Source organism: Streptomyces sp. NPDC098789 (genome assembly GCF_044759975.1).
GTDB lineage: Bacteria > Actinomycetota > Actinomycetes > Streptomycetales > Streptomycetaceae > Streptomyces.
Map to the genome: position 1 here is coordinate 124,292 of NZ_JBIWAJ010000015.1, position 25,529 is coordinate 149,820.

Annotated in this window: 19 protein-coding genes; 6 read left to right on the forward strand and 13 right to left on the reverse strand. The window is 72.0% G+C overall.

Features of this window, described 5'->3' with window-relative positions:
- Positions 1-176: 176 nt before the first annotated feature.
- The 7 genes from ACIQWR_RS27675 to ACIQWR_RS27705 form a co-directional block, all read right to left on the reverse strand.
- Positions 177-3,140, reverse strand: a complete 2,964-nt coding sequence (locus ACIQWR_RS27675; protein WP_404014786.1) for a M14 family zinc carboxypeptidase — start codon at positions 3,138-3,140, stop codon at positions 177-179.
- A 141-nt stretch (positions 3,141-3,281) separates the two neighbouring features.
- Entirely contained in the window at positions 3,282-4,277 is a 996-nt protein-coding gene (gene whiA / locus ACIQWR_RS27680) for a DNA-binding protein WhiA (RefSeq protein ID WP_399259185.1), read from the reverse strand.
- Positions 4,268-5,338, reverse strand: a complete 1,071-nt coding sequence (yvcK, locus tag ACIQWR_RS27685) for a uridine diphosphate-N-acetylglucosamine-binding protein YvcK (protein WP_404014787.1) — start codon at positions 5,336-5,338, stop codon at positions 4,268-4,270. Before yvcK ends, whiA begins: the two co-directional genes overlap by 10 nt.
- Positions 5,335-6,282 (reverse strand): RNase adapter RapZ, encoded by a 948-nt coding sequence (gene rapZ, locus ACIQWR_RS27690; protein ID WP_330329809.1) that lies wholly within the window; start codon positions 6,280-6,282, stop codon positions 5,335-5,337. Before rapZ ends, yvcK begins: the two co-directional genes overlap by 4 nt.
- Positions 6,279-8,303, reverse strand: coding sequence for an excinuclease ABC subunit UvrC (gene uvrC, locus ACIQWR_RS27695; RefSeq protein WP_404014789.1), 2,025 nt, complete (start codon positions 8,301-8,303; stop codon positions 6,279-6,281). The genes rapZ and uvrC overlap by 4 nt, the downstream gene beginning before the upstream one ends.
- Before the next feature lie 85 nt (positions 8,304-8,388).
- Positions 8,389-9,234 carry a hypothetical protein gene (locus tag ACIQWR_RS27700; protein WP_404014792.1) on the reverse strand — a complete coding sequence of 282 codons (846 nt, stop codon included), beginning with the start codon at positions 9,232-9,234 and terminating at the stop codon, positions 8,389-8,391.
- Positions 9,231-9,824: a papain-like cysteine protease family protein gene (locus tag ACIQWR_RS27705; protein ID WP_404014794.1), complete on the reverse strand. Its 594-nt coding sequence runs from the start codon at positions 9,822-9,824 to the stop codon at positions 9,231-9,233. Before ACIQWR_RS27705 ends, ACIQWR_RS27700 begins: the two co-directional genes overlap by 4 nt.
- A 230-nt stretch (positions 9,825-10,054) precedes the next feature.
- On the opposite strand from ACIQWR_RS27705, the gene ACIQWR_RS27710 reads away from it, so the two are divergent.
- Positions 10,055-11,056 carry a hypothetical protein gene (locus ACIQWR_RS27710; RefSeq protein WP_404014797.1) on the forward strand — a complete coding sequence of 334 codons (1,002 nt, stop codon included), beginning with the start codon at positions 10,055-10,057 and terminating at the stop codon, positions 11,054-11,056.
- A gap of 38 nt (positions 11,057-11,094) precedes the next feature.
- Here ACIQWR_RS27710 and ACIQWR_RS27715 read toward each other — a convergent pair whose 3' ends face one another.
- Positions 11,095-11,529, reverse strand: a complete 435-nt coding sequence (locus tag ACIQWR_RS27715; protein ID WP_404014799.1) for a Rieske (2Fe-2S) protein — start codon at positions 11,527-11,529, stop codon at positions 11,095-11,097.
- 160 nt (positions 11,530-11,689) lie between these two features.
- Here ACIQWR_RS27715 and ACIQWR_RS27720 point away from each other — a divergent pair, with 160 nt between their 5' ends.
- Together ACIQWR_RS27720 and ACIQWR_RS27725 are read left to right on the forward strand one after the other, a co-directional pair.
- On the forward strand, positions 11,690-12,577 hold the full coding sequence (locus ACIQWR_RS27720; RefSeq protein WP_404014801.1) for a carbohydrate kinase: 888 nt from the start codon (positions 11,690-11,692) through the stop codon (positions 12,575-12,577).
- A gap of 82 nt (positions 12,578-12,659) precedes the next feature.
- Positions 12,660-12,806 (forward strand): hypothetical protein, encoded by a 147-nt coding sequence (locus ACIQWR_RS27725; protein WP_404014803.1) that lies wholly within the window; start codon positions 12,660-12,662, stop codon positions 12,804-12,806.
- 211 nt (positions 12,807-13,017) lie between these two features.
- Here ACIQWR_RS27725 and uvrA read toward each other — a convergent pair whose 3' ends face one another.
- Entirely contained in the window at positions 13,018-16,026 is a 3,009-nt protein-coding gene (gene uvrA / locus ACIQWR_RS27730; RefSeq protein ID WP_404014806.1) for an excinuclease ABC subunit UvrA, read from the reverse strand.
- Positions 16,027-16,204: 178 nt separating this feature from the next.
- Between uvrA and ACIQWR_RS27735 the strand changes: the two genes are divergently transcribed.
- The 3 genes from ACIQWR_RS27735 to ACIQWR_RS27745 all read left to right on the forward strand — a co-directional run bounded on the left by ACIQWR_RS27735 (position 16,205) and on the right by ACIQWR_RS27745 (position 19,040).
- Positions 16,205-16,894, forward strand: coding sequence for a maleylpyruvate isomerase family mycothiol-dependent enzyme (locus ACIQWR_RS27735; protein WP_404014809.1), 690 nt, complete (start codon positions 16,205-16,207; stop codon positions 16,892-16,894).
- Positions 16,895-16,904: 10 nt separating this feature from the next.
- Positions 16,905-17,561 (forward strand): MBL fold metallo-hydrolase, encoded by a 657-nt coding sequence (locus ACIQWR_RS27740; protein WP_404014811.1) that lies wholly within the window; start codon positions 16,905-16,907, stop codon positions 17,559-17,561.
- 144 nt (positions 17,562-17,705) lie between these two features.
- Positions 17,706-19,040, forward strand: a complete 1,335-nt coding sequence (locus tag ACIQWR_RS27745; RefSeq protein ID WP_404014813.1) for an MFS transporter — start codon at positions 17,706-17,708, stop codon at positions 19,038-19,040.
- 13 nt (positions 19,041-19,053) lie between these two features.
- Here the strand turns inward: ACIQWR_RS27745 and ACIQWR_RS27750 are convergent, their stop codons facing one another.
- The 4 genes from ACIQWR_RS27750 to uvrB form a co-directional block, all read right to left on the reverse strand.
- The gene (locus tag ACIQWR_RS27750) at positions 19,054-20,049 is read right to left on the reverse strand and encodes a TerC/Alx family metal homeostasis membrane protein (protein ID WP_404014816.1); all 996 of its coding nucleotides are present in this window, start codon (positions 20,047-20,049) and stop codon (positions 19,054-19,056) included.
- A gap of 263 nt (positions 20,050-20,312) precedes the next feature.
- Entirely contained in the window at positions 20,313-22,325 is a 2,013-nt protein-coding gene (locus tag ACIQWR_RS27755) for a TerD family protein (protein WP_404014818.1), read from the reverse strand.
- Positions 22,326-22,383: 58 nt separating this feature from the next.
- Positions 22,384-22,962, reverse strand: coding sequence for a TerD family protein (locus tag ACIQWR_RS27760; RefSeq protein ID WP_404014821.1), 579 nt, complete (start codon positions 22,960-22,962; stop codon positions 22,384-22,386).
- Between the two features lie 83 nt (positions 22,963-23,045).
- On the reverse strand, positions 23,046-25,181 hold the full coding sequence (gene uvrB, locus ACIQWR_RS27765; RefSeq protein WP_404014824.1) for an excinuclease ABC subunit UvrB: 2,136 nt from the start codon (positions 25,179-25,181) through the stop codon (positions 23,046-23,048).
- Positions 25,182-25,529: the final 348 nt, after the last annotated feature.

Sequence of the window (25,529 nt, forward strand, 5' to 3'; positions counted from 1 at the left end):
CGCCGGCGAGCTGTATGGGATGTCCCCGACCGCTTATGACCCTACCTCTCCGTGAGCTTCGGGGTGACATCGACAGGGGCCTGACACGCCCCGGCGACCCGTACCACGCGCTCCGGTACGGGTCGACGGGGACTTTCGCCCCCCTCACGCTGCGTGAGCGCGGGAGGGGTCGCAGGTCAGTGGTTCAGCGAGCGGAGGGCCTTACCGACGAGTACCGCTCGGTCCTTCGCGGCCGGCAGGTGCTCCAGGCCGAAGCCGAGGAGCACGGTGTCACGCGTAGTGACCGCGGCGTAGGACTTGAACAGCTCGCCCGAGCGGGACCAATCTCCCGGAACTTCGGGACTTCCGGCAGGTGCGCCCTGGGCGGTCCAGACCCCGAGGGAGGTCTCGAAGCCCTCGGCCGCCTGGTCGGCGCCGCCCACCGACAGGCGCGCCTCGTCCGCGAAGACCCCGCGGCCGCCGGAGCCCGGGTCGGTGATGGAGGAGAGCGAGACCTCGACGGTCCTGCCCGCGTAGGCGCTCAGGTCGAAGGAGACCTGCTTCCAGCCGCCGGAGGACCCGGTGAAGCTGTTCCAGGCGCCGCTGCTGCCCTGCGCGGTGCAGCCGCCCGCACCGAGGGTGAGGTAGCGGCGCAGGAAGGGGTGCTCGTTGATGAAGAAGCCGCCCCCGCACTCCGCCGGGACCGTGGCGCTGGTCTGGCCGTTCGCCTCGGGCAGGGTGGTCCAGTCCTCGGCGCCCGTGGTGTGGGCCTCCAGGGCGGCGTGGTCGTAGCCCGGCTCGGTGTCCCAGTTCAGGGCCATCTTGAGCTGGGGCTTGTCCGCCGCGGTGACCCCGGTCAGGTCGATCGTGCGGACCAGTCGCTTCCAGTCGTTGTCGTTGTGGATCGCCGAGGCCATCCAGGACCCGGCGTACGGGGCGTACGGGTTGACGATGCCGTCGTACTGGCCCGCCTGGGCGCTCTTGAACTGCGGGTACTTCGCGGCGGGCAGCGCGTCGGAGGTGACGCTGTAGGCGCCGGGCTTGTCGAGCGGGTTGCCGGGGGTGCCCGGCGCGTCGCCGAGCGCTCCCTTGACCCCGCCGAGCGCGCCCGCGCCGGCGAAGCCGGTGGCGCCGCTGCCGCTGCTGCGGTCGTAGGCGCCGAGGTAGTACTGGCTGAAGTCGTCGGTGACGGCGCGGCCGACCTTGGCGTTGCCGCCCGCCAGCTCGCCGGCCTCGATCAGCTTGCCGCCCTCGTTGAGGAAGTCGCGGACCGCCAGCTGCGTCGGCCCGCCGGGGGCCTGGGCGCCCGTGTAGTGAACGGCCGTGCCGAAGTGCGAGAGCACCCCGAGGTGGTGCGGGGCGCCCTGGGTGGCGACGTCCCAGACGGCCGCCGAGCGCCCGTTGGCGCGCAGCGCGTCGACGTACTTCTGTGCCTGCTGGGCCTTGGCCCCCTCCTCCGCGATCACCAGGACGTCCGCGCGCGGCCGATCGGCCACGGCGTAGCTGAAGTGCTCGCTGGAGACCTGCTTGGCGCCGTCGCGGCCGGTGAACCAGACCTCGACCTTGTCACCGGGCTTGGCGCCCTCCACGGAGGCCCGGTACTCGTCGAACCAGTTGTTGTCTTCGCCGCCGTAGCTCTCGCCGCCCTTCCAGGCCTTGAGGTCCTCGTCGTGGACGCGGCCGCTGTTGATCCGGTAGTTGAGCTCCTTGTCCTTCAGCGCCTTGCGGGCCGTCACGGAGACCTTCTGGTCCTCACCGCGGGCCGCGTAGGAGGTGGTGAAGGGGTCGGTCGTGAAGTCGGCGGCGCTCAGGCCCACCGAGGAGACCGGCTTGTCCGGGTGCGCGGCGGACTGGGCGACCGAGAGCGCGAAGGGGACGTTCTTCAGGAACTCCGTCTGGATGAGCTTCTCGTCGTCCGGGAAGTTGAATCCGGAGGCGCAGTCCTCGGACTTCCACTGGTCGTTCGGGTCGCTGTCGGAGGCGGTCTGGCAGGTGGTCATCTCCGGCGTGAACATCATGACGCCGTTGACGTTGGCGGCGTGGCCGTCCGCCTCGCCGTTGGTCGTGTACAGCTCCGAGGAGACCTGCGGGTAGTAGCCGGGGATCGCGGAGTGCTCCGGGGTGCCCGCGAGCGCCTTGTACGCCACGTCGTCGGGGGTCGGGGTGGCGACCTGCCAGCCCACGCCGTAGAGCAGCAGCTCGGCGGCGGAGTGGTAGTTGACGGCGTACTTGAAGCCGAGCCGCTTCTCGAAGGAGTCCAGGGCCCTGGTCTCCGGCTCGGACGCCGCCTTGGGGCCGCGGTAGGTCTGGTTCGAGGGGTCGTCCGAGGAACCCTCGTTGTCGTAGCCCCACTTGTAGGCGAAGTTGCGGTTGAGGTCGACGCCGTCGAGGGCGGTGGTCTTGCCGTCGCCGTTGTTGTCGCGCATGTTCTTGCGCCACAGCCGGTCGCCGTCGGGGGTGTGGGTGTAGTCGTAGCCGTCCGGGTTGGCGGAGAGGACGAACCACATCTCGGTGGAGTCGACCAGCTGTGTGACGCGCTGGTCCTTGCCGTAGTTGTCCAGGTAGTAGTGCATCAGCCGCCGGGTCATCTCGGGGGTGATCCACTCGCGCGCGTGCTGGTTGGACATGTACAGGACCGAGGGCTTGGAACCGTCCTTGGCCTGCCGGGCGTTCTTGCTGACCTTGAGGGCGAGGATGTCCTTGCCCTGGACGGTCTTGCCGATGGAGACGACTTTGGCGAGGCCGGGATTGCTCTGGCCGGTCTTGACGATCTCCTCCTGGAGGCCGCCCTTGCCGCTGTAGGGGCGGAAGACCCCGTCGCCCGCCGCCTTGGCGCGCGCGGCGGCCTGGGCCGGGACCTTGCGCTCGGCGAGCTTGACGCCCTGGGTGCCGAGCTTCTTGGCCTGCGCGGTGGTGAGGAACAGCTCGACCTTGGCGGTGCCGTGCTCCGGCGCCTGTTCGGTCAGCTCGTGGGCGTCCTGGCCGGCGGCGAGGACGAGCGGGACCTGTTCCTTGGTGATGTCGGCGTCGTAGACCCTGACCTCGTCGGCGGCGGGTCCCGCGGCCGGTCCGTTCTGGGCCTGTGCGGTCACCGGTAAGGCGGCGAGTGAACCGAAGACGAGTGCGCTAGCGGCGAGGATCGATCTCGCGCGGTGCCTCATGTGCCCCCCTGGGCGTCGTCTGCCACGAAAGCGTTCGCACGACAGGCTCACGACCCCCCATGCCCATGTCAATGGGAAATGCCGAAAGGGGCCCGTACACGATGTGTACGGGCCCCTTTCGGACGAGAGCGGACGGACCGGTCAGCCGACCAGGTTGTCCGCCATCTCCTCCGCCTCGGTGATGCTCGACTCCGTGCCCGGGATGCCCAGGTCCTGGGCCCGCTTGTCGGCCATGGCCAGCAGGCGCCGGATCCGGCCCGCGACCGCGTCCTTGGTCAGCGGCGGGTCGGCGAGCGCGCCCAGCTCCTCCAGGGAGGCCTGCTTGTGCTCCATGCGCAGCCGACCGGCCGCCGCCAGGTGCTCGGGCACCTCGTCGGCGAGGATCTCCAGGGCGCGCTGGACGCGGGCCCCCGCGGCCACCGCGGCCCGGGCCGAGCGGCGCAGGTTGGCGTCGTCGAAGTTGGCGAGCCGGTTGGCGGTGGCGCGGACCTCGCGCCGCATCCGGCGCTCCTCCCAGGCCAGCACCGAATCGTGGGCGCCGAGCCGGGTCAGCAGGGCGCCGATCGCGTCGCCGTCGCGGACCACGACCCGGTCCACCCCGCGCACCTCGCGCGCCTTGGCCGCGATGGAGAGTCTGCGGGCGGCGCCCACCAGGGCCAGGGCGGCCTCCGGACCGGGGCAGGTGACCTCCAGGGAGGAGGACCTGCCCGGTTCGGTGAGCGAGCCGTGGGCCAGGAAGGCACCGCGCCAGGCCGCCTCCGCGTCACAGGTCGCCCCGGAGACCACCTGCGGCGGCAGACCCCGGATCGGACGGCCGCGGCCGTCCACGAGGCCCGTCTGGCGCGCGAGCTGGTCACCGCCGGCGACGACCCGCACGACGTACCGGTTGCCGCGGCGCAGTCCGCCGGGGGCCATGATCACCAGGTCCGAGGAGTGGCCGAAGATCTCCAGGATGTCCTTGCGCAGCCGCCGGGCCGCGATCCCCGCGTCCAGCTCCGCCTCGATGACGATGCGGCCGCTCACCAGGTGCAACCCGCCCGCGAACCGCAGAATGGCCGAGACCTCCGCCTTCCGGCAGCAGGTTCGGGTGACGGGCAGCCGGGCGATCTCATCCTTCACCGCGGGCGTCATCGCCATGGGCCGATCCTTCCATGCATCCGAAAAATACGGTCGTACGCGGCGGCCAACAGCTCCGGATCGTGCTTCGGAGCCCCGTCGGGCCTGGCCACCGGCGCCAGCTCGACCGCGGCACCGAAGCGTTTTGCGGCATCGGCGAGGGACTCGCGGTCGGGCACGGCGGCCTCGTCGGCCAGCACCACGTCCAGGGCGAGTTTAGGGGCGTGTCGGGCCAAAACCTCCAAATGACGCTGCGGAGAGAAGCCCTCTGTTTCGCCGGGTTGCGGCGCGAGGTTCAGCGAGAGCACCCGCCGGGCCTTCGTCTCGACCAGCGCGTCGAGCAGTTCCGGCACCAACAGGTGCGGAATCACCGAGGAGAACCAGGAGCCCGGACCGAGCACCACCCAGTCCGCGTCCAGCACCGCGGCGACGGCCTCCGGCACGGCCGGCGGGTCGTTCGGCACCAGCTGTACGGACTGCACCTCGCCCGGCGTCAGCGCCACCGTGGCCTGCCCGCGGACGGTGTCCACGTCCTCCGGCCGGGCCGGGTCGTGGCCGCGCACCAGCGCCTGCAGCTCCAGCGGCACCGCGGACATCGGCAGCACCCGGCCGTGCGCGCCGAGCAGCTTGCCGACCAGGTCCAGGGCCTGCACCGGGTCGCCGAGCTTCTCCCACAGGGCGACGATCAGCAGATTGCCGACGGCGTGCCCGTGCAGGTCGCCCCGGGACTCGAAGCGGTGCTGGATGACCCGGGCCCAGGTCTGGCCCCAGTCGTCGTCACCGCACAGCGCGGCCAGCGCCTTGCGCAGGTCGCCGGGGGGCAGGACGCCCAGCTCCTCGCGCAGCCGACCGCTGGAGCCCCCGTCGTCGGCGACGGTGACCACGGCCGTGAGGTCGCCGGTGATCCGGCGCAGCGCGGCCAGCGAGGCCGACAGGCCCATGCCGCCGCCGAGGGCGACGACCTTGGGCGCCACCGCCTCGGGCGCGACGCCGCGACGCAGCTCGGCGGCCGGGGCGCCGTCAGCGCCCCGGCCCGCCGTCAGCCGCCGCAGGCGGCGCAGCCGCAGGCTCCGTCCGGTCACTCGCGCCCCATGTCCCTGTGTACGACGACGGTCTCGACTCCCTCGGAGGCGAGGCGGGCGGCGAGCTTCTCGGACATCGCCACGCTGCGGTGCTTGCCGCCCGTACAGCCGACCGCGATGGTCACGTACCGCTTGCCCTCGCGGCGGTAGCCGGTGGCGATGAGCTGGAGCAGCTCGGTGTAGCGGTCGAGGAACTCCTTGGCGCCGGGCTGGCTGAAGACGTAGCCCGAGACCTCCTCGTTGAGCCCGGTGAAGGGGCGCAGCTCCGGGACCCAGTGCGGGTTCGGGATGAAGCGGCAGTCCACGACGAGGTCGGCGTCGACGGGCAGGCCGTACTTGTAGCCGAAGGACATGACGGTGGCCCGCAGCTCGGGCTCCTCGTCGCCCGCGAACTGGGCGTCCATCTTGGCGCGCAGCTCGTGCACGTTCAGGCTGGAGGTGTCGATGACGAGGTCGGCGTCACCGCGCAGCTCGCGCAGCAGGTCGCGCTCGGCGGCGATGCCGTCGACGATCCGGCCGTCGCCCTGGAGCGGGTGCGGGCGGCGGACCGACTCGAAGCGGCGCACCAGCGCGTCGTCGGAGGACTCCAGGAACACGATGCGCCGGGTCACCCCGCGGGCTTCGAGGTCGGAGAGCGATTCGCGCAGCGCGTCGAAGAACTGTCGGCCGCGGACGTCGACGACGACGGCGATGCGCGCCACGTTGCCCTGGGAGCGGGCGCCCAGCTCCACCATGGTGGGGATCAGCGCCGGGGGCAGGTTGTCGACGACGAACCAGCCCAGGTCCTCCAGGCACTTGGCCGCCGTACTGCGGCCGGCTCCGGACATGCCGGAGATGATCACCAGCTCGGGGATGGCCGCCTCGGCGGTATCTCCGGGCTCCACTGTCGTGCCCGTACTCACCTGTGCTCCGTCTCGGTCGCGCTCTGATTCGTGCTCGGTCATTGCTCGCTCCCCCGTTCGGGCGATGCTCCCGCGGGCGCGGGGGCCTCGTCCTCAATGATCTCTCCTGTGGCCGTGTTGACGGCCGGAGCGGCGGGAGCCGCCTGGGCGAGGGCCACGGCCACGGTCTCGGCCGTCTTGCGGCCTATGCCCGGGACCTCGCAGATCTGGTCGATTGTCGCCTGTCTCAGCTTTTTCACCGAACCGAAGTGCTTGATCAGCGCCAGCCTGCGGCTCTCGCCCAGGCCGGGCACGTCGTCCAGCGGTCCGGATTTCAGCCGCTTGGCCCGCTTGCCGCGCTGGTACTGGATGGCGAAGCGGTGGGCTTCGTCACGGACGCGCTGGAGCAGGTAGAGACCCTCGCTGGTGCGGGGCAGCACCACCGGGTCGCTCTCGCCGGGCAGCCAGACCTCCTCCAGTCGCTTGGCGAGTCCGCACACGGCCACGTCGTCGATGCCCAGCTCGGCCAGGGCCCGCTGGGCGGCGGCGACCTGCGGTTGGCCGCCGTCCACCACAACGAGCTGGGGCGGGTAGGCGAAACGCCTGGGGCGGCCGTCGTCCTCGACGACGGCCGGGACCTCGCCCTCGCCGTCACCGTCGGTGGGTGACCACTCCCCCGTCCTGAGCTTCTCGCGCAGGTAGCGGCGGAAGCGGCGGGAGACCACCTCGTGCATGGAGCGGACGTCGTCCTGCCCCTCGAAGCCCTTGATCTCGAAGCGGCGGTACTCGCTCTTGCGGGGCAGGCCGTCCTCGAAGACCACCATGGACGCCACCACGTCGTCGCCCTGGAGGTGCGAGATGTCGAAGCACTCGATGCGCAGCGGCGCGGTGTCCAGCTCCAGCGCCTCGGCGATCTCCTCCAGGGCCCGGGAGCGGGTGGTCAGGTCGCCGGCGCGCTTGGTCTTGTGCAGGGCCAGGGACTGCTGGGCGTTGCGGTGGACGGTCTCCATGAGGGACTTCTTGTCGCCCCGCTGCGGGATGCGCAGGCTGACCTGGGACCCGCGGCGGCCGCCGAGCCACTCGGCCACGGCGGGCGCGTCCTCGGGCAGGGCCGGGACCAGCACCTCCTTGGGCACGGCCTCGCCCCGCTCCTCCCCGTACAGCTGCTGGAGGGCGTGCTCGACCAGGCCGGCCGTGTCGACGGCCTCGACCTTGTCGGTGATCCAGCCGCGCTGGCCGCGCACCCGCCCGCCGCGGACGTGGAAGATCTGGACGGCGGCCTCCAGCTCGTCCTCGGCGACCGCGATCAGGTCCGCGTCGGTGGCGTCGGCGAGGACCACCGCGTTCTTCTCCATGGCGCGGCGCAGCGCCCCGATGTCGTCGCGGAGCCGGGCGGCCTTCTCGTACTCCATGTCCTCGGCGGCCTCGTGCATCTCGGCTTCGAGGCGGGTGAGGTAGGTGCCGGTGCGCCCGGCCATGAAGTCGCAGAAGTCCTCGGCCAGTTCCCGGTGCTCCTCGGGGGTGACCCGGCCGACGCAGGGCGCGGAGCACTTGCCGATGTAGCCGAGCAGGCAGGGGCGGCCGATCTGGGCGGAGCGCTTGAACACCCCGGCGGAGCAGGTGCGTACGGGGAAGACCCGCAGCATCAGGTCGACGGTCTCGCGGATGGCCCAGGCGTGTCCGTACGGACCGAAGTAGCGCACGCCCTTCTTCTTCGGGCCGCGCATGACCTGGACCCGGGGGTACTGCTCGTTCAGGGTGACGGCGAGCGAGGGGTAGCTCTTGTCGTCCCGGTACTTGACGTTGAACCGGGGGTCGAACTCCTTGATCCAGGAGTACTCCAGCTGGAGCGCCTCGACCTCGGTGGAGACCACCGTCCACTCGACGGAGGCGGCCGTGGTCACCATGGTGGCGGTCCGCGGGTGCAGGCCCGCCACGTCCTGGAAGTAGCTGGCCAGGCGCTGGCGCAGGCTCTTGGCCTTCCCGACGTAGATCACCCGGTGGTGCTCGTCGCGGAATTTGTAGACCCCCGGGGAGTCGGGGATCTGTCCCGGTCTGGGGCGGTAGCTGGAAGGGTCGGCCATGGCATCAGCCTACTTGCGGGGTGTGACAACCGGGCGCGCCGCGGGGCCCGACCGTCTGGCTGACGGCCGGGCCCCCTCCGGGCGGCTACACCCGCACCGCCCGGCGGCGGGAGCGGCGCACGGTCAGTGCGCCGGCGGTGGCGAGGACGAGCACGCCCGCCGCGGCGCCGCCCACCAGGGGCAGGACGTCGGGCGCGGTGGCCGCCGCGGCCCGCACGGTGTCGGTGCGGGCGGCGTCGGTGCGCGCGGCGTCGGCTTCCGTGGGGGCGAAGCCGCCCGCCTTGCCGCCCTTGGCGTAGGCGGAGCCGGGGAGTTTGTCCCCGTACGCCGTGGTGACGCGCTCGCGGTAGGCGGCGAGGGTGGTGCCCCGCGCGCCGACGGCCCGGATGGCGTCCTCGTCCAGCGGCAGGACCTCGCTGCCCCCGGCGACGTACCAGGCGTCGATCTGCGGTTCGCGGAAGACGGTCCCGCCCGGGAGTTTGGCGGCTCCCAGTTGTGCGTAGCGGAACTCGTCGTCGCCGGTGGCGATGTTCACCACCTGCCAGCCCGTGTCGGTCTTGGCTGTCCACAGGGCGGCCTGCTGGCCGTCGGAGGCCACCGCCTTGCTGGCGAGGAACTCCAGCCGGGCGACGGGGGCGCCCGCCTTGCCCGCCACGAAGTCCGGGGAGAGGTAGCTGACGGGGATCGCATCGCCCTCGATGCGCGGTCGGGCCGCGGTCAGCGAGACCTTGCCCTCCCGGGAGAAGAACCGGGAGAGGGTGGCCAGGGTGTCGGGTGCGGCGGCGGCCTGGTGGGCGGCCGCCCTGGTCTCGGCGGTGGCGGACTGGGGTTGCGGGACGGGGGTGGCCGAGGCCTGCGGGGCCAGGCTCAGCACGGTGGCGGCGAGGGCGCCGGTGATCAGGGCGCAGGCGCGTCGGTTCATGGCGCTCACGCCCCTATCCGGTAGAGCGAGTGGGTCCAGGAGAAGGTGCTGTTGTCGACGTACCAGGCGTGGGAGGCCCAGTTGTAGCGGTCGCTGGAGGGCCAGGGGTCGCCCCAGTAGACCCAGCTGCTGGCCGTGTCGTAGCCGTAGATGACGTGCATGTGGCCGCCGCCGTTGGCCCACTGGATGCGGGTCTCGACGGGACGGTTGGCGTTGATCTCGCTCTGGACGGTGGAGTACTGGAGCCAGCCGGTCACGTACGAGCCGGAGTTGATCCCGGCCCAGCGCAGGGCGGTCTGCACGTTCGCGAGGTTGGCCTGGTTGTTGGGGCAGTCGTAGCCCTGCTGACGGTTGAAGGCCGCGTTGCAGAACTGGTTCTGGCTGTAGGTGCGGCCGAACCAGGTGGCGATGGTGTTGCCGCTGGCGGCCCAGCACCAGTTGGTCTTCTGCTGTGCCTGCATGGTGATGTTCAAGCGCTTGGTGGCGAGCGTCGCGCTGCCCGCTCCGGCGTCGGCGGCGGTTGCCGTGCCGGTGGGCAGCGCGAACAGGAGGGCGGTGAGGAAGGCGGCCAGGGAAAGCCGCCTGTTTCTGTTGCGCATCGCGTTCCTCCCGAAGTGGGGAGAGTGGGGGTGGAGGAGCGCGTCCGGACGCTGTGGAGGAGCATCGGGCTGTTGTCGCGATCAGGTCAACACGCTTCAATACGCGGTGACATTGCAATGTGAATGAGGAGACCAGGGTGTGAACGGCTGCCGCCCCGTCACCTGGACCCCGGACGCCACCGGGGCGGTCTCCCGCCCCATCGAGCGTGAACGTTCACAAAGGAGTCGCCATGTTGCCGACCGTGCGGAGCAGCGGGTACGGCGCCCTGGGCGACCCTCCGGGCACCTCGCGCGCCACCCCCGACGGCCGCGACCCGGAGGAGTTCGCGCTGCTGTTGCGCGCCGGCCCCTTCCACCTCGCGCTGCGCGCCGCGCTCGCCGCCCGCGGCCTGCCCCTGCACCGGGTCCAGCACCGGCTGGCCGCCCGCGGCATCAAGGTGGGGGTCACCAGCCTCAGTTACTGGCAGCAGGGCGCCCGGCGGCCCCGGCGCGCCGAGTCGCTGCGCGCGGTGCGGGCCCTGGAGCAGATCCTGGAGCTGCCGGCGGGCACCCTCCTGCGGCTCCTGAACGGGCCCGAGGGCGCGGGCGCCGACGCCGCCCGGCCGCCTTCGCGGCCGTACCGGACGCTGGCCAGCGCGGGCACGGCCGTCGAGGAGTTACTGGCGGGCATGGACCTCCCGACGGACGGCGGGCTGCACACCCTCGGCCATCACGAACGGGTCCGCATCGGCGCCCGCCGCGAGCTGATCGGCCGGGATTCGCAGCAGGTCGTACGGGCCCACCGCGACGGCGTCGACCGCTACCTCGCCATCCACCACGGCGACCCCGGCTGCGATCCGGCCGCCGTGCGGGTGCTGGCCCACGAGAACTGCCGGACCGGGCGGATCCGCCGGGACCCGGAGGCGGGGCTGGTGGTGGCCGAGCTGCTCTTCGACGCCCGGCTGCGCGGCGGGGACACCTACGTCTTCGGCTACGGCTTCGAGGACGGCACCGGCAGCCGTAGCAGCGAGTACGTCCGGGGGTTCACCTACGCGGGCGGGCAGTACGTGCTCCAGGTCCGCTTCGACGCCGCCGCCCTGCCCGTGAGCTGCCGGCGCTTTCGCCAGTCGGGCCCGACCGCCCCGCGCAGCGAGCTGTCGCAACTGACCCCGAGCGGCGGCCACCGCGCCGTCCACCTGGTGGAACAGGGGGTCCGGCGCGGCATCCTGGGGATCGGCTGGGAGTGGGACTGAAAACGGCGCCCGCCCGGCCGCGGGCCCGGCGCGGGCGGTCAGCCCGCGATGAGCTTGCCGCCCTCGGCGCGGACGGGCACGGCCGGCAGCGGGTCGGTCGCCGGGCCCTGCACGACCTTGCCGGTGGCCACGTCGAACCGGCTGCCGTGGCAGGGGCAGTTGCCGTGCCCCTCCACGATCTTGTCCAGGACGCAGCCCGCGTGGGTGCACTGGGCACTGAACGCCGTGTACTGGCCCTGGGCCGGGCAGTGCACGAGGAGCTTCTCCTTGCGGTAGAGCTTGGACCCGCCCACCGGCACGTCGGCCGCGGCGCCCAGGTCCACCGGCGCGGTGGGGGTCGCGGGGGTGTCGCCGCCGCTGTTGCTCCCCGGCGAGCAGGCGCCGAGCGCGACGACGGCCCCGGCGGACCCGGCGAGGGCGGCGGCGCCCTTGAGCACGGTGCGGCGGGCGGCGGCTGACTGCGGCGCGGACATGAGGCTCTCCTGGCGGTACGACGGTACGGACGGACAACGGGCAACGGACACCCGGACAACGGACACCGGTGGTGCGGCCGGGACGGACGGGGCGCTCCCGGCGGCCCACCCGACGATACCGCCGCCCGATACCGCCCCCCGATGGGGTAGCTTCCCCCGCGTGATCGTCGTCGCTGGAGAAGCCCTGATCGACCTGGTGCCCGTGGCCGGGCCGCCGGGCGCGCTGGTGCCCCGGGCGGGCGGGGGCCCGTACAACACGGCGCTGGCGCTGGGTCGGCTCGGCGCCCGAGTGGCCTTCTGCTCCCGGGTGTCGACGGACGGCTTCGGCGGGACGCTGCTCGCCGGGCTGCGGGCGGCCGGGGTGGACCTGTCCCTGGTCCAGCGCGGCCCGGAGCCGACCACGCTGGCCGTGCCCTCGCTGGCCCCGGACGGATCCGCCGCCTACGGGTTCTACGTCGAGGGGACCGCCGACCGGCTGTTCGCCCTGCCGGGCGCGCTCCCGCCGGGGACGCGGGCGCTGGCCCTGGGCACCTGCTCGCTCGTTCTGGAACCGGGGGCGAGCGCCTACGAGGCGCTGCTGCGCCGGGAGTCGGCGCGCGGGCTGCTGACCCTGCTCGACCCCAACATCCGCCCGGCGCTGATCGCGGACCCGGCCGCCTACCGGGCCCGTTTCCTGTCCTGGCTGCCGTACGTCGGCGTCCTCAAGCTCTCCGAGGAGGACGCGGCCTGGCTGGGCGGGCGCCCCGAGGAGTGGCTGGCGGCGGGACCGTCGGCGGTGGTGCTGACCCGGGGCGCGGCGGGGCTCGCGGTGTGGACCCGGCGGGGCGAGCGGTTCGCGGCGGACGCGCGCCGGGTCTCCGTGGTGGACACGATCGGCGCGGGCGACACCGTGAACGCGGCGCTCCTGCACCGCCTAGCCGGCTCCCCGACGGAGATCGACGCGGCGGTGGACTGGCCCGGTGTGCTGGCGTACGCCGCCCACGCGGCCGCCCTGACCTGCACCCGGCCGGGCGCGGAGCCGCCGTACGCCGCCGAGCTCAGCGGATAGCGGCCCAGACCGCGGCGGCCACGTCCGGGGCGAACTCCGCCACCGGCCGGACCGTCGCCGGCCCGGAGAAGCGCGGCTGCCCGTGGCGGGGCACGAGCGGCTCCGGGTGGCGACGGTGGCCGACGTCACCGACGCGCTGGGCCCGGTGCTGCACGGGCAGGACGTGGTGGTCTGCGCGGCCGCTCCATCGGCCGAGCCGACGTCGCGGACGCCCTCCTGTCCGCCCTGACGGACCCCACCACCACCGGCCACACCCTGGGCGTAGCGATCTGATCCCGCCGGGGCCCAACCCAGCGCGGCCGGCAGTCACCGAAGGCAAACCCAGCCCCGCCGGCGATTGAGGCGCGGGGTCCGGGGCGGAGCCCCGGGGCGCCGCAGGCACAGCTCCGGCCCTGGACCCGGCCGCGCAGGCGACCGGGTCCAGGGCCGGGACGACACCCCTAGGCCTTGCGGGCCCGGGTCGCCTTCTTGGCCGGGGCCGGAGCCGCCGCCTTCTTCGCGGTGGCCTTGGTCGCGGCCACCTTCTTCGCCGCGGCCGCGGTCTTCTTCGCCGGAGCCCGCTTCTTCGCCGCGGGCAGCGCCACCGCCACCGCGGCATCGGAGACCCGCTCCGCACCGAGGATGTCCCGCAGGAACTTGCCGGTGTGGCTGGCCCCGACCGAGGCCACCTGCTCCGGCGTGCCCTCGGCGACCACCAGGCCGCCGCCGTAGCCGCCCTCGGGGCCCATGTCGATGACCCAGTCCGCGGTCTTGACGACGTCGAGGTTGTGCTCGATGACGATCACCGAGTTCCCCTTGTCGACCAGCCCCGACAACACCTTGATCAGCTTCGAGATGTCCTCGAAGTGCAGACCCGTCGTCGGCTCGTCGAGCACGTACACCGTCCGGCCGGTCGACCGCTTCTGCAGCTCCGACGCCAGCTTCACGCGCTGCGCCTCACCGCCGGAAAGGGTCGGCGCGGACTGGCCGAGGCGGACGTAGCCGAGCCCGACCTCGTTCAGCGTGCGCAGGTGCCGGGCGATCGTCGGAACCGCCTCGAAGAAGCCGAGGGCCTCCTCGATCGGCATGTTCAGCACCTCGGCGATGGACTTGCCCTTGTAGTGGACCTCCAGCGTCTCCCGGTTGTACCGGTCCCCGTGGCAGACCTCGCACGGAACGTAGACGTCCGGCAGGAAGTTCATCTCGATCTTGATCGTGCCGTCACCGGAGCAGTTCTCGCACCGGCCGCCCTTGACGTTGAAGGAGAAGCGGCCCGGCAGGTAGCCGCGCACCTTCGCCTCCATGGTCTCCGCGAACAGCTTGCGCACGTGGTCGAAGACACCGGTGTACGTCGCCGGGTTGGACCGCGGGGTGCGGCCGATCGGCGACTGGTCGACGTGGACGACCTTGTCGACGAGGTCGTCGCCGTCCACCCGGGTGTGCCGCCCGGGCACCGTCCGGGCGCCGTTCAGCTCGCGCGCCAGGTGCGTGTACAGGATGTCGTTGACCAGCGTGGACTTGCCGGAACCGGACACGCCGGTGACGGCGGTCAGCACGCCCAGCGGGAACGACACGTCGATGTCGCGCAGGTTGTTCTCCCGCGCGCCGTGGACGGTGAGCTTGCGGCTCTCGTCCACCGGCCGGCGCACGTCGGGCAGTGCGATGGACTTCTTTCCGGACAGGTACTGCCCGGTCATCGACTCGGCGTTCTTGAGCAGGTCCTTGAGCGAACCGCTGTGCACGACCTTGCCGCCGTGCTCACCGGCGCCGGGGCCGATGTCCACGACCCAGTCGGCCACCTTGATGGTGTCCTCGTCGTGCTCGACGACGATCAGCGTGTTGCCCATGTCCCGCAGCCGCACCAGCGTTTCGATCAGCCGGTGGTTGTCGCGCTGGTGCAGGCCGATCGACGGCTCGTCCAGCACGTACAGCACGCCGACCAGACCGGAGCCGATCTGCGTGGCCAGTCGGATGCGCTGGGCCTCGCCGCCGGACAGGGTGCCGGCCGCGCGGTTGAGCGAGAGGTAGTCCAGACCGACGTCCACGAGGAAGCGGAGCCGCTCGTTGACCTCCTTGAGCACCCGCTCGGCGATCTTCTTGTCGCGCGCGTCGAGGCGGAGCTCGCCCAGGAACTCGGCGCACTCGCTGATCGACATCGCGGACACCGCGGCGATGGACTTCTCCATCACGGTCACCGCGAGCACGATCGGCTTGAGCCGGGTGCCCTCACAGGTCGGGCACGGCACCTCGCGCATGTAGCCCTCGAAGCGCTCGCGACTCGTGTCGCTCTCCGCCTCCGAGTGCCGCCGCTTGACGAAGGGCACGGCGCCCTCGAAGGCCGTGGTGTACGCCCGCTCCCGCCCGTAGCGGTTGCGGTAGCGGACCTCGATCTGCGTCTTGTGGCCGTGCAGCAGGGCCTTCTTGGCCCGCTGCGGCAGCCCGGCCCAGGGGATGTCCGTGCGGAAGCCCAGCTCGCCCGCGAGCGCGCCGATCAGCCGCTGGAAGTAGTCCTTGGTGTGACCCAGCGACCACGGGGAGATCGCACCCTCGTCGAGGGACTTGTCCTCGTCGGGGATGATCAGCTCGGGGTCCACCTCCATGCGCGTACCGATGCCGGTGCACTCGGGGCAGGCGCCGAAGGGCGAGTTGAAGGAGAAGGAGCGCGGCTCCAACTCCTCGAAGGACAGGTCGTCGTACGGGCAGTAGAGGTGCTCGGAGAACATCCGCTCACGCTCGGGGTCGTCCTCGGCGAGGTCGACGAAGTCCAGGATCACCATGCCGCCGGAGAGGCCCAGGGCGGTCTCCACCGAGTCGGTGAGCCGCCGCTTGGCGCCGTCCTTGACGGTGAGGCGGTCGACGACCACCTCGATCGTGTGCTTCTCCTGCTTCTTCAGCGTGGGCGGCTCGGAGAGCTGGATCGTCTCCCCGTCCACCCGGGCCCGGCTGTAGCCCTTGGTCTGGAGGTCGGCGAAGAGGTCGACGAACTCGCCCTTGCGCTCGCGCACGAGCGGCGAGAGCACCTGGAAGCGGCTGCCCTCGGGCAGCGCGAGCACCCGGTCGACGATCGCCTGCGGCGACTGCCGCGCGATCGGACGGCTGCACTGGGGGCAGTGCGGCTTGCCGATGCGGGCGAAGAGGAGGCGGAGGTAGTCGTAGACCTCGGTGATGGTGCCGACGGTGGAGCGCGGGTTGCGGGAGGTCGACTTCTGGTCGATGGAGACGGCCGGGGAGAGGCCCTCGATGAAGTCGACGTCGGGCTTGTCCATCTGCCCCAGGAACTGGCGGGCGTAGGACGACAGCGACTCGACGTAGCGGCGCTGGCCCTCGGCGAAGATCGTGTCGAAGGCCAGGGAGGACTTGCCCGACCCGGAGAGTCCGGTGAAGACGATGAGTGAGTCGCGGGGCAGGTCGAGCGAGACGTTCTTGAGGTTGTGCTCGCGAGCGCCACGAACGATGAGACGGTCGGTCACGCCGGTCCGCACCTTTCTTGAGAGAGCGGGGGACGGGCCCCGGCCGTCCAGAGTATGGGGGTCGGGAGGCGCCGCTGGGTGGTCTGGTGTGCTCCTCCGAGCGTATAGCACGTGCATTCGATTTCCGGCACTCCGAAGAGTGCTTCACCCGATCGTGTGGCGGCGCTAGGGTCGGCTCATGATTGATCATGCGCACGACCTGCGATCCCTGCGCGAAGCCACGGACCGGCTGCTGACCGCGGCCACGAAACTGGACAACGCGGCCGTGGCCGAGGCGTCACGCCTGCCCGGTTGGTCCCGGGGCCACGTACTCGCCCACCTCGCCCGCAACGCGGACGCCCTCGTGAACGTGTTCGAAGGGCGCCCCATGTACGAGAGCGCCACCGCGCGCGACGCCGACATCCAGCGCGATGCCGGTCGGCCCCTGGTGGAACAGCTGGAGGACGTCCGGAATTCCGCCGCCGCGTTCCAGGCCGTGGCCGACGCGCCCCAGGACTGGTCCCGCACGGTCGAGCTGCGCAACGGGGTCACCGACAGCGCCTCCCGGATCCCCTTCCGCCGCCTCGTCGAGATCGAGCTGCACCACGTGGACCTCGGCATCGGCTACGAGCTGACGGACCTCCCGGACGAGTTCACCGCCCGGGAGATCGAGTTCCTGGCCGACCGCTGGTCCGGACACCCGGAGGTACCGCCCGTGACGCTCTCCCCCGGCGACGGCCGCACCTGGCGCACCGGCGGCACCGAGGGCGCCCCCGTCACCCTGTCCGGCACCCCGGCCCAGCTCCTGGCCTGGCTGGCGGGCCGCGGCGACAAGGGCGACGCCCTGAGCACGGCGGGCGGCCCCCTGCCCCTGCTCCCCCCGCTCTAGGATTCAGGACATGACCTACAGCGGAGCGGTGAAGGTCGGCGGTCCGGCCGACGTGCATGAACTCGCGGACCTGATGATTTCCAAGGTCGCCGTCGGCGACATGAACAACAACGCCTACCTGCTGCGGTGCCGGGCGACCGGCGAGCAGCTGCTGATCGACGCGGCCGCCGAGGCCCCCACCCTGCTCTCCCTGATCGGTGACGACGGCATCGCCTCGGTCGTCACCACCCACCAGCACGGCGACCACTGGGGCGCGCTGCGGGAGGTGGTCGACACGACCGGGGCCCGGACCTACGCCGGGCGCTACGACGCCGAGGGCATCCCGGTGCCCACCGACGTCGCCGTGGAGGACGGGGACACGATCACCTTCGGTCGGATCGCCCTGACCGCCCGCCACCTGGTCGGACACACCCCGGGCTCGATCTCCCTGGTCTACGACGACCCGCACGGCCACCCGCACGTGTTCACCGGCGACTGCCTCTTCCCGGGCGGCGTCGGCAACACCTGGGGCGACCCGAAGGCCTTCGCCCGGCTGATCGACGACGTCGAGGAGAAGCTCTTCGGGCAGCTCCCCGACGAGACCTGGGTCTACCCGGGCCACGGCAACGACACCACGATCGGCGCCGAGCGCCCGCACGTCGCCGAGTGGCGCGAGCGCGGCTGGTAGCTCGACCCGCACACGGACGGCCGGGCCGCCCCTCCCCGACGGGAGGGGCGGCCCGCGTCAACACCGACGCGGTGCGGCACTCCTTCCGGCGAAGGATCCGCTTTCCGCTCCCCCGGCCCCGCGGACCGGGGTATCTGCTGCACCATGCACCAAGATCGCTCCCCGCACCCCGGCCGGCCGCCCTCGATGCTGCGCCTGGCCTCGGCCTCCCTCATCGGGACCGCCATCGAGTTCTACGACTTCTTCGTCTACGGAACCGCCGCGGCCCTGGTCCTCGGCCCCCTGTTCTTCCCCACCTTCTCGCACCTGGCCGGCACCCTCGCGGCCTTCGGCACCTTCGGCATCGGCTTCCTCGCCCGCCCGCTGGGCTCCGTGCTCTTCGGGCACGTCGGCGACCGGTACGGCAGGCGGCCCGTGCTGCTGGCGTCCCTGCTGCTGACCGGCCTCGCCACGGTGGCGGTGGGCTGCGTGCCGACGTACTCCTCGATCGGCGTCGGCGCCCCGCTGCTCCTGCTCCTGCTGCGCTTCCTCCAGGGCCTCGGCCTCGGCGGCGAGTGGGGCGGGGCGGTGCTGCTGACCGCCGAACACGCCCCGGAGGGCCGGCGCGGGCTGTGGTCGAGCTTCCCGCAGATGGGCCCGGCCGTCGGGTTCCTGCTGGCGAACGGGCTGATGCTGGGGCTGTCCACGACGCTCACCGACGGCCAGTTCACCTCCTGGGGCTGGCGGGTGCCCTTCTGGGCGGCCGGGCTGCTCGCCCTGTCGGGCCTGTGGCTGCGTCGATCGGTGGAGGAGACCCCGGAGTTCCGCGCCCTGGCCGCCGACGGCCGCCGGGCGAACGCGCCGGTAGCCGAGGTCTTCCGCGGCCACTGGCGCCTCATCCTGCTCACCGGCGGCGCGCTCGCCGTCGGCTACGCCGTCTTCTACGCCGTGACCACCTGGTCCCTGTCCTACGCGACCGAGCACCTGGGGGTCGGCCGCAGCGTGATGCTCGCCTGCATCATGGTCGCCGTCGCCCTCAAGGGCGCGCTCACCCCGCTGGTGGCGGTGCTGGGCGACCGGTACGGGCGACGCCCGCTCTGCCTGGCCGGGAGCACGGCCTGCGCGCTGTGGATGTTCCCGCTGGTGGCCCTGCTCGCGACGGCCGATCCGCTGCTGATGACCCTGGGCTGCCTCGGCGCGCTGCTGGGCATGGTGACGATGTTCGCGGTGGTGGGCGCGTACCTGCCGGAGCTGTACCCGCCGCGGGTGCGGTGCACGGGGGCGGCCGTCGGCTACAACCTGGGCGGGGTGCTCGGCGGGGCGCTGACGCCGGTCGTGGCCACGGCGCTGGCCGACGGTGCGGGGCCGGCGTGGGGCGTGGGCGCGTACCTGACCGGGATCTCCCTGGTCAGCCTGGCCTGTTTCGCCCTGCTGCCGGAGACGAATCCGGCGGTGGTGCGCGCGAAGGCGGGGGCGGCCGAAGTGGCCGCCCCCGCCTGAGCGCGACTCCGGGTCAGCTGCCGACGCTGTCCTGGTGCTCGGCTCCCTGGGCGGCGGCCTCGGCCGCCGCCTGCTTCTTCGAGGCGATCAGGCTGGTGATCGTGGTGATCACCAGGACGCCGCAGATGACGCCGAGCGAGACCGGGATGGAGATCAGCGGGACGTGCACCCCGGACTCGTGCAGGGCGTGCAGCACGAGCTTGACGCCGATGAAGCCGAGGATGATCGACAGGCCGTAGCTGAGGTGGACCAGCTTCTTGAGCAGGCCGCCGATGAGGAAGTACAGCTGGCGCAGGCCCATCAGGGCGAAGGCGTTGGCCGTGAAGACGATGTACGGGTCCTGGGTCAGGCCGAAGATCGCGGGGATGGAGTCCAGGGCGAAGAGGATGTCGGTCGTGCCGATGGCGAGCATGACGACCATGAGCGGCGTCAGGACGCGCTTGCCGTTCTTCTGGATGAAGAGCTTGGTGCCGTGGTAGCTGTCGGCGACGCCGAACTTCTTCTCCACGGTCTTGAGCAGGCGACTCTCCTCGAACTCCTCATCCTCCTCGTCCTTGCGGGCCTCCTGGATGAGCTTCCACGCGGTGTAGATCAGGAACGCGCCGAAGATGTAGAAGACCCAGGAGAAGCTGGCGATGATCGCCGCGCCGGCCGCGATGAAGATCGCGCGCAGCACCAGGGCGATCAGCACGCCCACGAGCAGCACCCGCTGCTGGAGGTGGGACGGCACCGCGAACTTCGCCATGATCAGGACGAAGACGAAGAGGTTGTCGACGCTCAGCGACTTCTCGGTGATGAAGCCGGCGAAGAACTCCTGGGAGGCCTGGCCGTTGCCGAAGAACAGCAGGCCGAGGCCGAAGAGCGCGGCGAGGGCGATCCAGACGACCGTCCAGATGCCCGCTTCCTTGATCGATACGTCGTGCGGTTTACGGCCGATGAAGAAATCGGCTCCGATGAGGATGCCCAGACCGAGAATGGTCAGCACCCAAAGGGTCCACGAAACGTCCACGTTGAACACGCCTCCGGCGGATGGCTCAGCACTTCGTCAGCGTCATCGCTGCCGGAGGTCTCTTCCACCCGGGCGGCCTGGAGGCCGTGGGCCGACGCCCCGGGACCGGTTACGGTCCGTATTGACGGGCACGTCGTAGCAGGAAAGCAGGAATACTCCCCTCCGCAGACACCAGCGTACCCGTCTCGGCGGCATAAGGTAAAGGGATAGCCAAGAAAAGGTCAGGGGATGGTCAGCCGGTGCGGTCCGCGGGGCCGCACCGATCAGGCGCCGCGCCCCCCACGCGCCTCCGCGATCCGTTCCAGCGCCTGGTCCAGGACCCGACTGGCGGGCGGCGGGACGGACGCCTCGAAGGTCCAGGCGTGGCCGACCCACGGATCGGCGAGGTGGTCGTCCGGCACCGGGGAGAGCCGCATCAGCGAGCGCCACAGGGGGTCCAGCAGCGGCCCGTAGGCCGACGCCTCGTCACGGTCCGCCACCATCAGGAGGTGGACGCCGACCGCGGGACCTTCGTCGGCCAGGTAGCGCAATTGGGTGACGGCACGGTCGTCGAAGCCGTGCGGGAAGTCGTGGACGACGAGCAGCTGCTCGGCGGTGTCCAGGTCCGGCGGCAGGTCCTCGGGCGCTCCCGCCCGTACCGCCATCTGTACGAGGTCCACCCGGCGGGTGAGCCGCGCGAGGGTCTCGGTGACTCCGGCGGAGCCGGCGGCGGGCGGCGCCGCCAGTACGCCGGCCCGCACGAGCGGGGCCAGCGAGGACGCCCCGGCTCCGGCGGCGTCGATGACGTGCACCGAGAAGCGGCCCGCGGGGTGCACGGCGAGCAGGCGCACGGCGTGCGCGACGGCCATGTCCATCGCGGCCCGGCGCAGCGGGGCGGTGTCCGCCATCATCGCCGCCTCGGAGCCGGTGCGGCCGTTGTCGATCCACAGGCCGCGCTCCATCGGGAACCGGACCAGCATCGGGATGCGCAGCTCCGGGCACTCGGGCAGGTGCAGCTCGCCCAGCCGCAGGGCGAGCGGGGCCTCGGCGGGGATCCGGTGGGCGTGCCAGACCGGGTTGGCCCAGCTGGCGAAGGCGGCGGGGAGCGCGGGCTCGACCACCTCCACCTCCGCCTTGAGCTGGGCGAGGTCGCGGTCGAGGACGGCCCGGGCCTGGGCAACGAGCTCGTCGCGGCGGGCCCTGGCGCTCTCGCGGGCCCCGTCCCCGGATCCGCCGAGGCGGTTGCGCGGGTCGGCGAGGGCCGCGTCCAGCTCGCGCTCCAGCCGGGACTCGGCGAAGTCGGCGGCGCTGCGGTAGGCGGAGACCGAGCGGGCCAGGTCCTCGAACATGCCCCAGACCTGGTTGTACAGCCGCTCGTCCATGGACCAGCCGGTGGCGTCACCGGCGACCGGGCGGTGCGCTTCCCCGGGCTGCGCCGGCGGCGCCTGCGGGGCGGGCGGCGGGGGCTCCGCGGTGCGGTCGCGACGCGGGTGGGCGTAGCTGATCGTGGGCGGGCCCTCCGGGCCGGGGCCGGGCGCGGGGTCCGCGGGCGGCGGCGGGGGCACCGGCCCGGGGACCGGGGTCTGGGGCACCACCGGGGTCGCCAGCGGCGTCGGGGTGTCCGAGGAGGCCGGCGCGGGCGCGCCGGCCGGGGCTGCCGAGGGGGTGGAGTACGGCGATCCCGCGGCCGGCGGCGCTGCGCCGGGCACCGCGCCCGTGGGCACCGCGGTGGCGGGGGCGGTGCCCGGCACGGCGCTGCCGGCCGCGTGGGCGCGGGCGGCCAGGTCCGCGGCGTCCCGGACGCTCAGGCCGTGGTCCGCGAGGAGGGCCGGGAGCCCGTCGGCGTACCCCTGGCCGACGGCGCGCACCTTCCAGGCGCCCTGGCGGCGGTACAGCTCGACCGCTATGACGGCGGTCTCCGCGTCCAGTCCGGTCAGGGTGTAACCGGCCAGCTCGGCGCCGTCGGGGGCGGCCACGGCCACGTACGGTGCGGCGACCGCGCCGAACCGGGTCGGGCCGCCCTGCGGCAGGGCCAGCACGATCCCGATCCTGTGGACGACGGCGGGCACCGCGTCCAGGTCGACCTCGAAGGCGTGCCGCGCGGCGGCGGCCACGGGCACTTCCAGACCGGGCACCCGCGGCTCCCCCGGGTGGGCCAGCGACCCGGGGTCGGCCAAGCGGCCCCCGTCGTCGCCCAGCGCGGCCCCGGCGAGCACGGGTGTGCCCGCCGAGACCCTGATCTCCACCCGGTGCCGGGACAAGGGGTGGTTCTGCCCCCGGACCAGTTCGGCCGTCATCGTGCAGCCCCTCCCCCGTCGTACGCGTTCTCCCGTGCGCCTGCCGCGGCGCGCCGGCTTACAGGTGCGGCAGGATCGCCGGCAGCAGGTCCTGGAAGGTCCGGCCGTTCGCCGGGTTGCCCAGGGCCGTCATCTTCCAGCCGGTGCCCGCGCGGTGCACCTTCGCCATGATCTGCGCGGTGTACTGACCGCCGCCGTCGAGCGTGTAGCGGGCCAGTTCCTGGCCGTTGGTCTCGTCGACGATGCGGCAGAAGGCGTTCTGCACCTCCTGGAACGTCTGCCCGGTGAACGAGTTCACCGTGAAGATGATCTGGTCGATGTGCACCGGCACGCGCGCCAGGTCGACGAGGATCGACTCGTCGTCGCCGCCCTGACCGGCGCCGCCGACCAGGTTGTCACCGGTGTGCCGGACCGAGCCGTCCTTGCTCTGCAGCTGCCGGAAGAACACCACGTCCATGGGCTCCTTGCCGGCGAACAGCACGGCCGAGGCGTCCAGGTCGATCTCCCGGGTACGGCTGCCGAACAGGCCGCGGCGCTTGGCCGCCTGCCAGCCGAGGCCCATCCGGACCGCGGTCAGCGTCCCGCCGTCCTTCTTCTCCAGACTGATGGCCTGACCCTTGGTCATGTTGACCGTCACGTGCTGTCCCCTCTCCATAGCCACCCCCAGGCAGCGCGTGCCTGTGGCTGTTCCACGCCCGAACACTACTGACCGGCCACGGCTCAGGCGAGGCCCGCTTCCTTCATCTGCCGCAGCTCCTTCTTCAGCTCGCCCACCTCGTCGCGGATCCGGGCCGCGACCTCGAACTGCAGCTCGGCCGCGGCCGCCCGCATCCGCTCGGTCATCTGCTCGATCAGCGAGGCCAGTTCGGCCGCGGGGCGGTCGGTCAGCACCTCGCCCTTGCCGCCCTTCGCGCCCTTGCCGCCCTTGGCCGCACGGCCGCCCAGCGCGGGTACGGGGGCCTTCGCGTCCTTGCCGGCCTTCTGCTGGCGGTAGCCGCTGCCGAGCAGTTCCTCGGTGTCGACCTCCTCGCGGGCGATGGTGGCGACGATGTCGTTGATCTTCTTGCGCAGCGGCTGCGGGTCGATGCCGTGCTCGGTGTTGTAGGCGACCTGCTTCTCCCGCCGCCGGTTGGTCTCCTCGATGGCCTTCTCCATCGCCGGCGTCATCTTGTCCGCGTACATGTGGACCTGGCCGGAGACGTTGCGCGCGGCGCGGCCGATGGTCTGGATCAGCGAAGTCCCCGAGCGAAGGAACCCCTCCTTGTCGGCGTCGAGGATCGCCACCAGGGACACCTCGGGCAGGTCGAGGCCCTCGCGCAGCAGGTTGATGCCGACCAGGACGTCGTACTCACCGGCCCGCAGCTCGCGCAGCAGCTCGATCCGGCGCAGCGTGTCCACGTCGCTGTGCAGGTAGCGGACGGCGATGCCCAGCTCCAGGAAGTAGTCCGTGAGGTCCTCGGCCATCTTCTTGGTCAGGGTGGTGACCAGGACCCGCTCGTCCTTCTCGACGCGCTGGCGGATCTCGTGCACCAGGTCGTCGATCTGGCCCTCGGTCGGCTTGACGACGACCTCGGGGTCGATCAGGCCGGTGGGTCGGATGATCTGCTCGACGAACCCGTCGCCGCGGGAGAGCTCGTACTTGCCGGGGGTGGCCGACAGGTAGACCGTCTGACCGATCCGCTCCTGGAACTCCTCCCACTTCAGCGGGCGGTTGTCCAGCGCGGAGGGCAGCCGGAAGCCGTGGTCGACCAGGGTCCTCTTGCGCGAGGCGTCGCCCTCGTACATCGCGCCGATCTGGGGCACGGTGACGTGCGACTCGTCGATGACGAGGAGGAAGTCCTCGGGGAAGTAGTCGATGAGGGTGTTGGGCGCGCTGCCGCGCTCGCGGTCGTCCATGTGCAGCGAGTAGTTCTCGATGCCGGAGCAGGAACCGATCTGGCGCATCATTTCGAGGTCGTAGGTGGTGCGCATCCGCAGCCGCTGGGCCTCCAGCATCTTGCCCTGCTTCTCCAGCTCCGCGAGGCGGTCGGCCAGCTCCACCTCGATGCCCGCGACCGCCTTCTCCATGCGCTCGGGCCCGGCGACGTAGTGGCTCGCGGGGAAGATGTACAGCTCGCGGTCCTCGCTGATGACCTCGCCGGTCAGCGGGTGCAGGGTGGAGAGCGCCTCGATCTCGTCGCCGAACATCTCGATGCGGACCGCGAGTTCCTCGTACACGGGGAAGATCTCGATGGTGTCGCCGCGCACCCGGAAGGTGCCGCGGGTGAAGGCGACGTCGTTGCGGGTGTACTGGATGTCGACGAAGCGGCGCAGCAGCTGGTCGCGGTCGAACTCCTCGCCGACCTTGAGGGGGACCATCCGGTCGACGTACTCCTGCGGGGTGCCGAGGCCGTAGATGCAGGAGACGGACGCGACCACGATGACGTCGCGGCGGGTCAGCAGCGAGTTGGTCGCGGAGTGGCGCAGCCGCTCCACCTCCTCGTTGATGGAGGAGTCCTTCTCGATGTAGGTGTCCGACTGGGGGACGTACGCCTCGGGCTGGTAGTAGTCGTAGTACGAGACGAAGTATTCGACGGCGTTGTTCGGCAGCAGCTCGCGGAACTCGTTCGCCAGCTGGGCGGCCAGCGTCTTGTTCGGTGCCATGACCAGCGTCGGACGCTGGAGCTTCTCGATCATCCAGGCCGTGGTGGCCGACTTTCCGGTGCCGGTCGCACCGAGCAGGACCACGTCCTTCTCACCCGCGCGGATGCGCTGCTCCAGCTCGGCGATGGCCGCCGGCTGGTCACCGCTGGGCTGGTAGGAACTGACGACCTCGAAAGGCGCCACCGTGCGTTCGATCTTCGATACGGGCCGCATGGGTCAACCGTACGGCCCCCCACTGACACTCACGCGTCCGCGCGCTCCGCGGGCCCCGCGCCCGGCGCCCGACCCCCGTCCGACCAGCGCACGACACGCGTCGGTGACGCCTCGGCACGCAGGGTGACCCTGGTCCGTTTGTCGTAGTTCGGTGGCGACGGCTCGATCGTGAACGGCATCATCGCGATGAGTCACATTTCACGACAGACCGTCAGATACGCCGAGAGGGGCGGGATACGGCCATCACCGCCCGACGTCCCCCGCCCGTCCGACGTCCCCCGCCCGTCCGCGCGTCCGGCCGGGCCGCCGGTCGCCCCCTTCATGACCCGTGACCCGAGGAGACCGCAC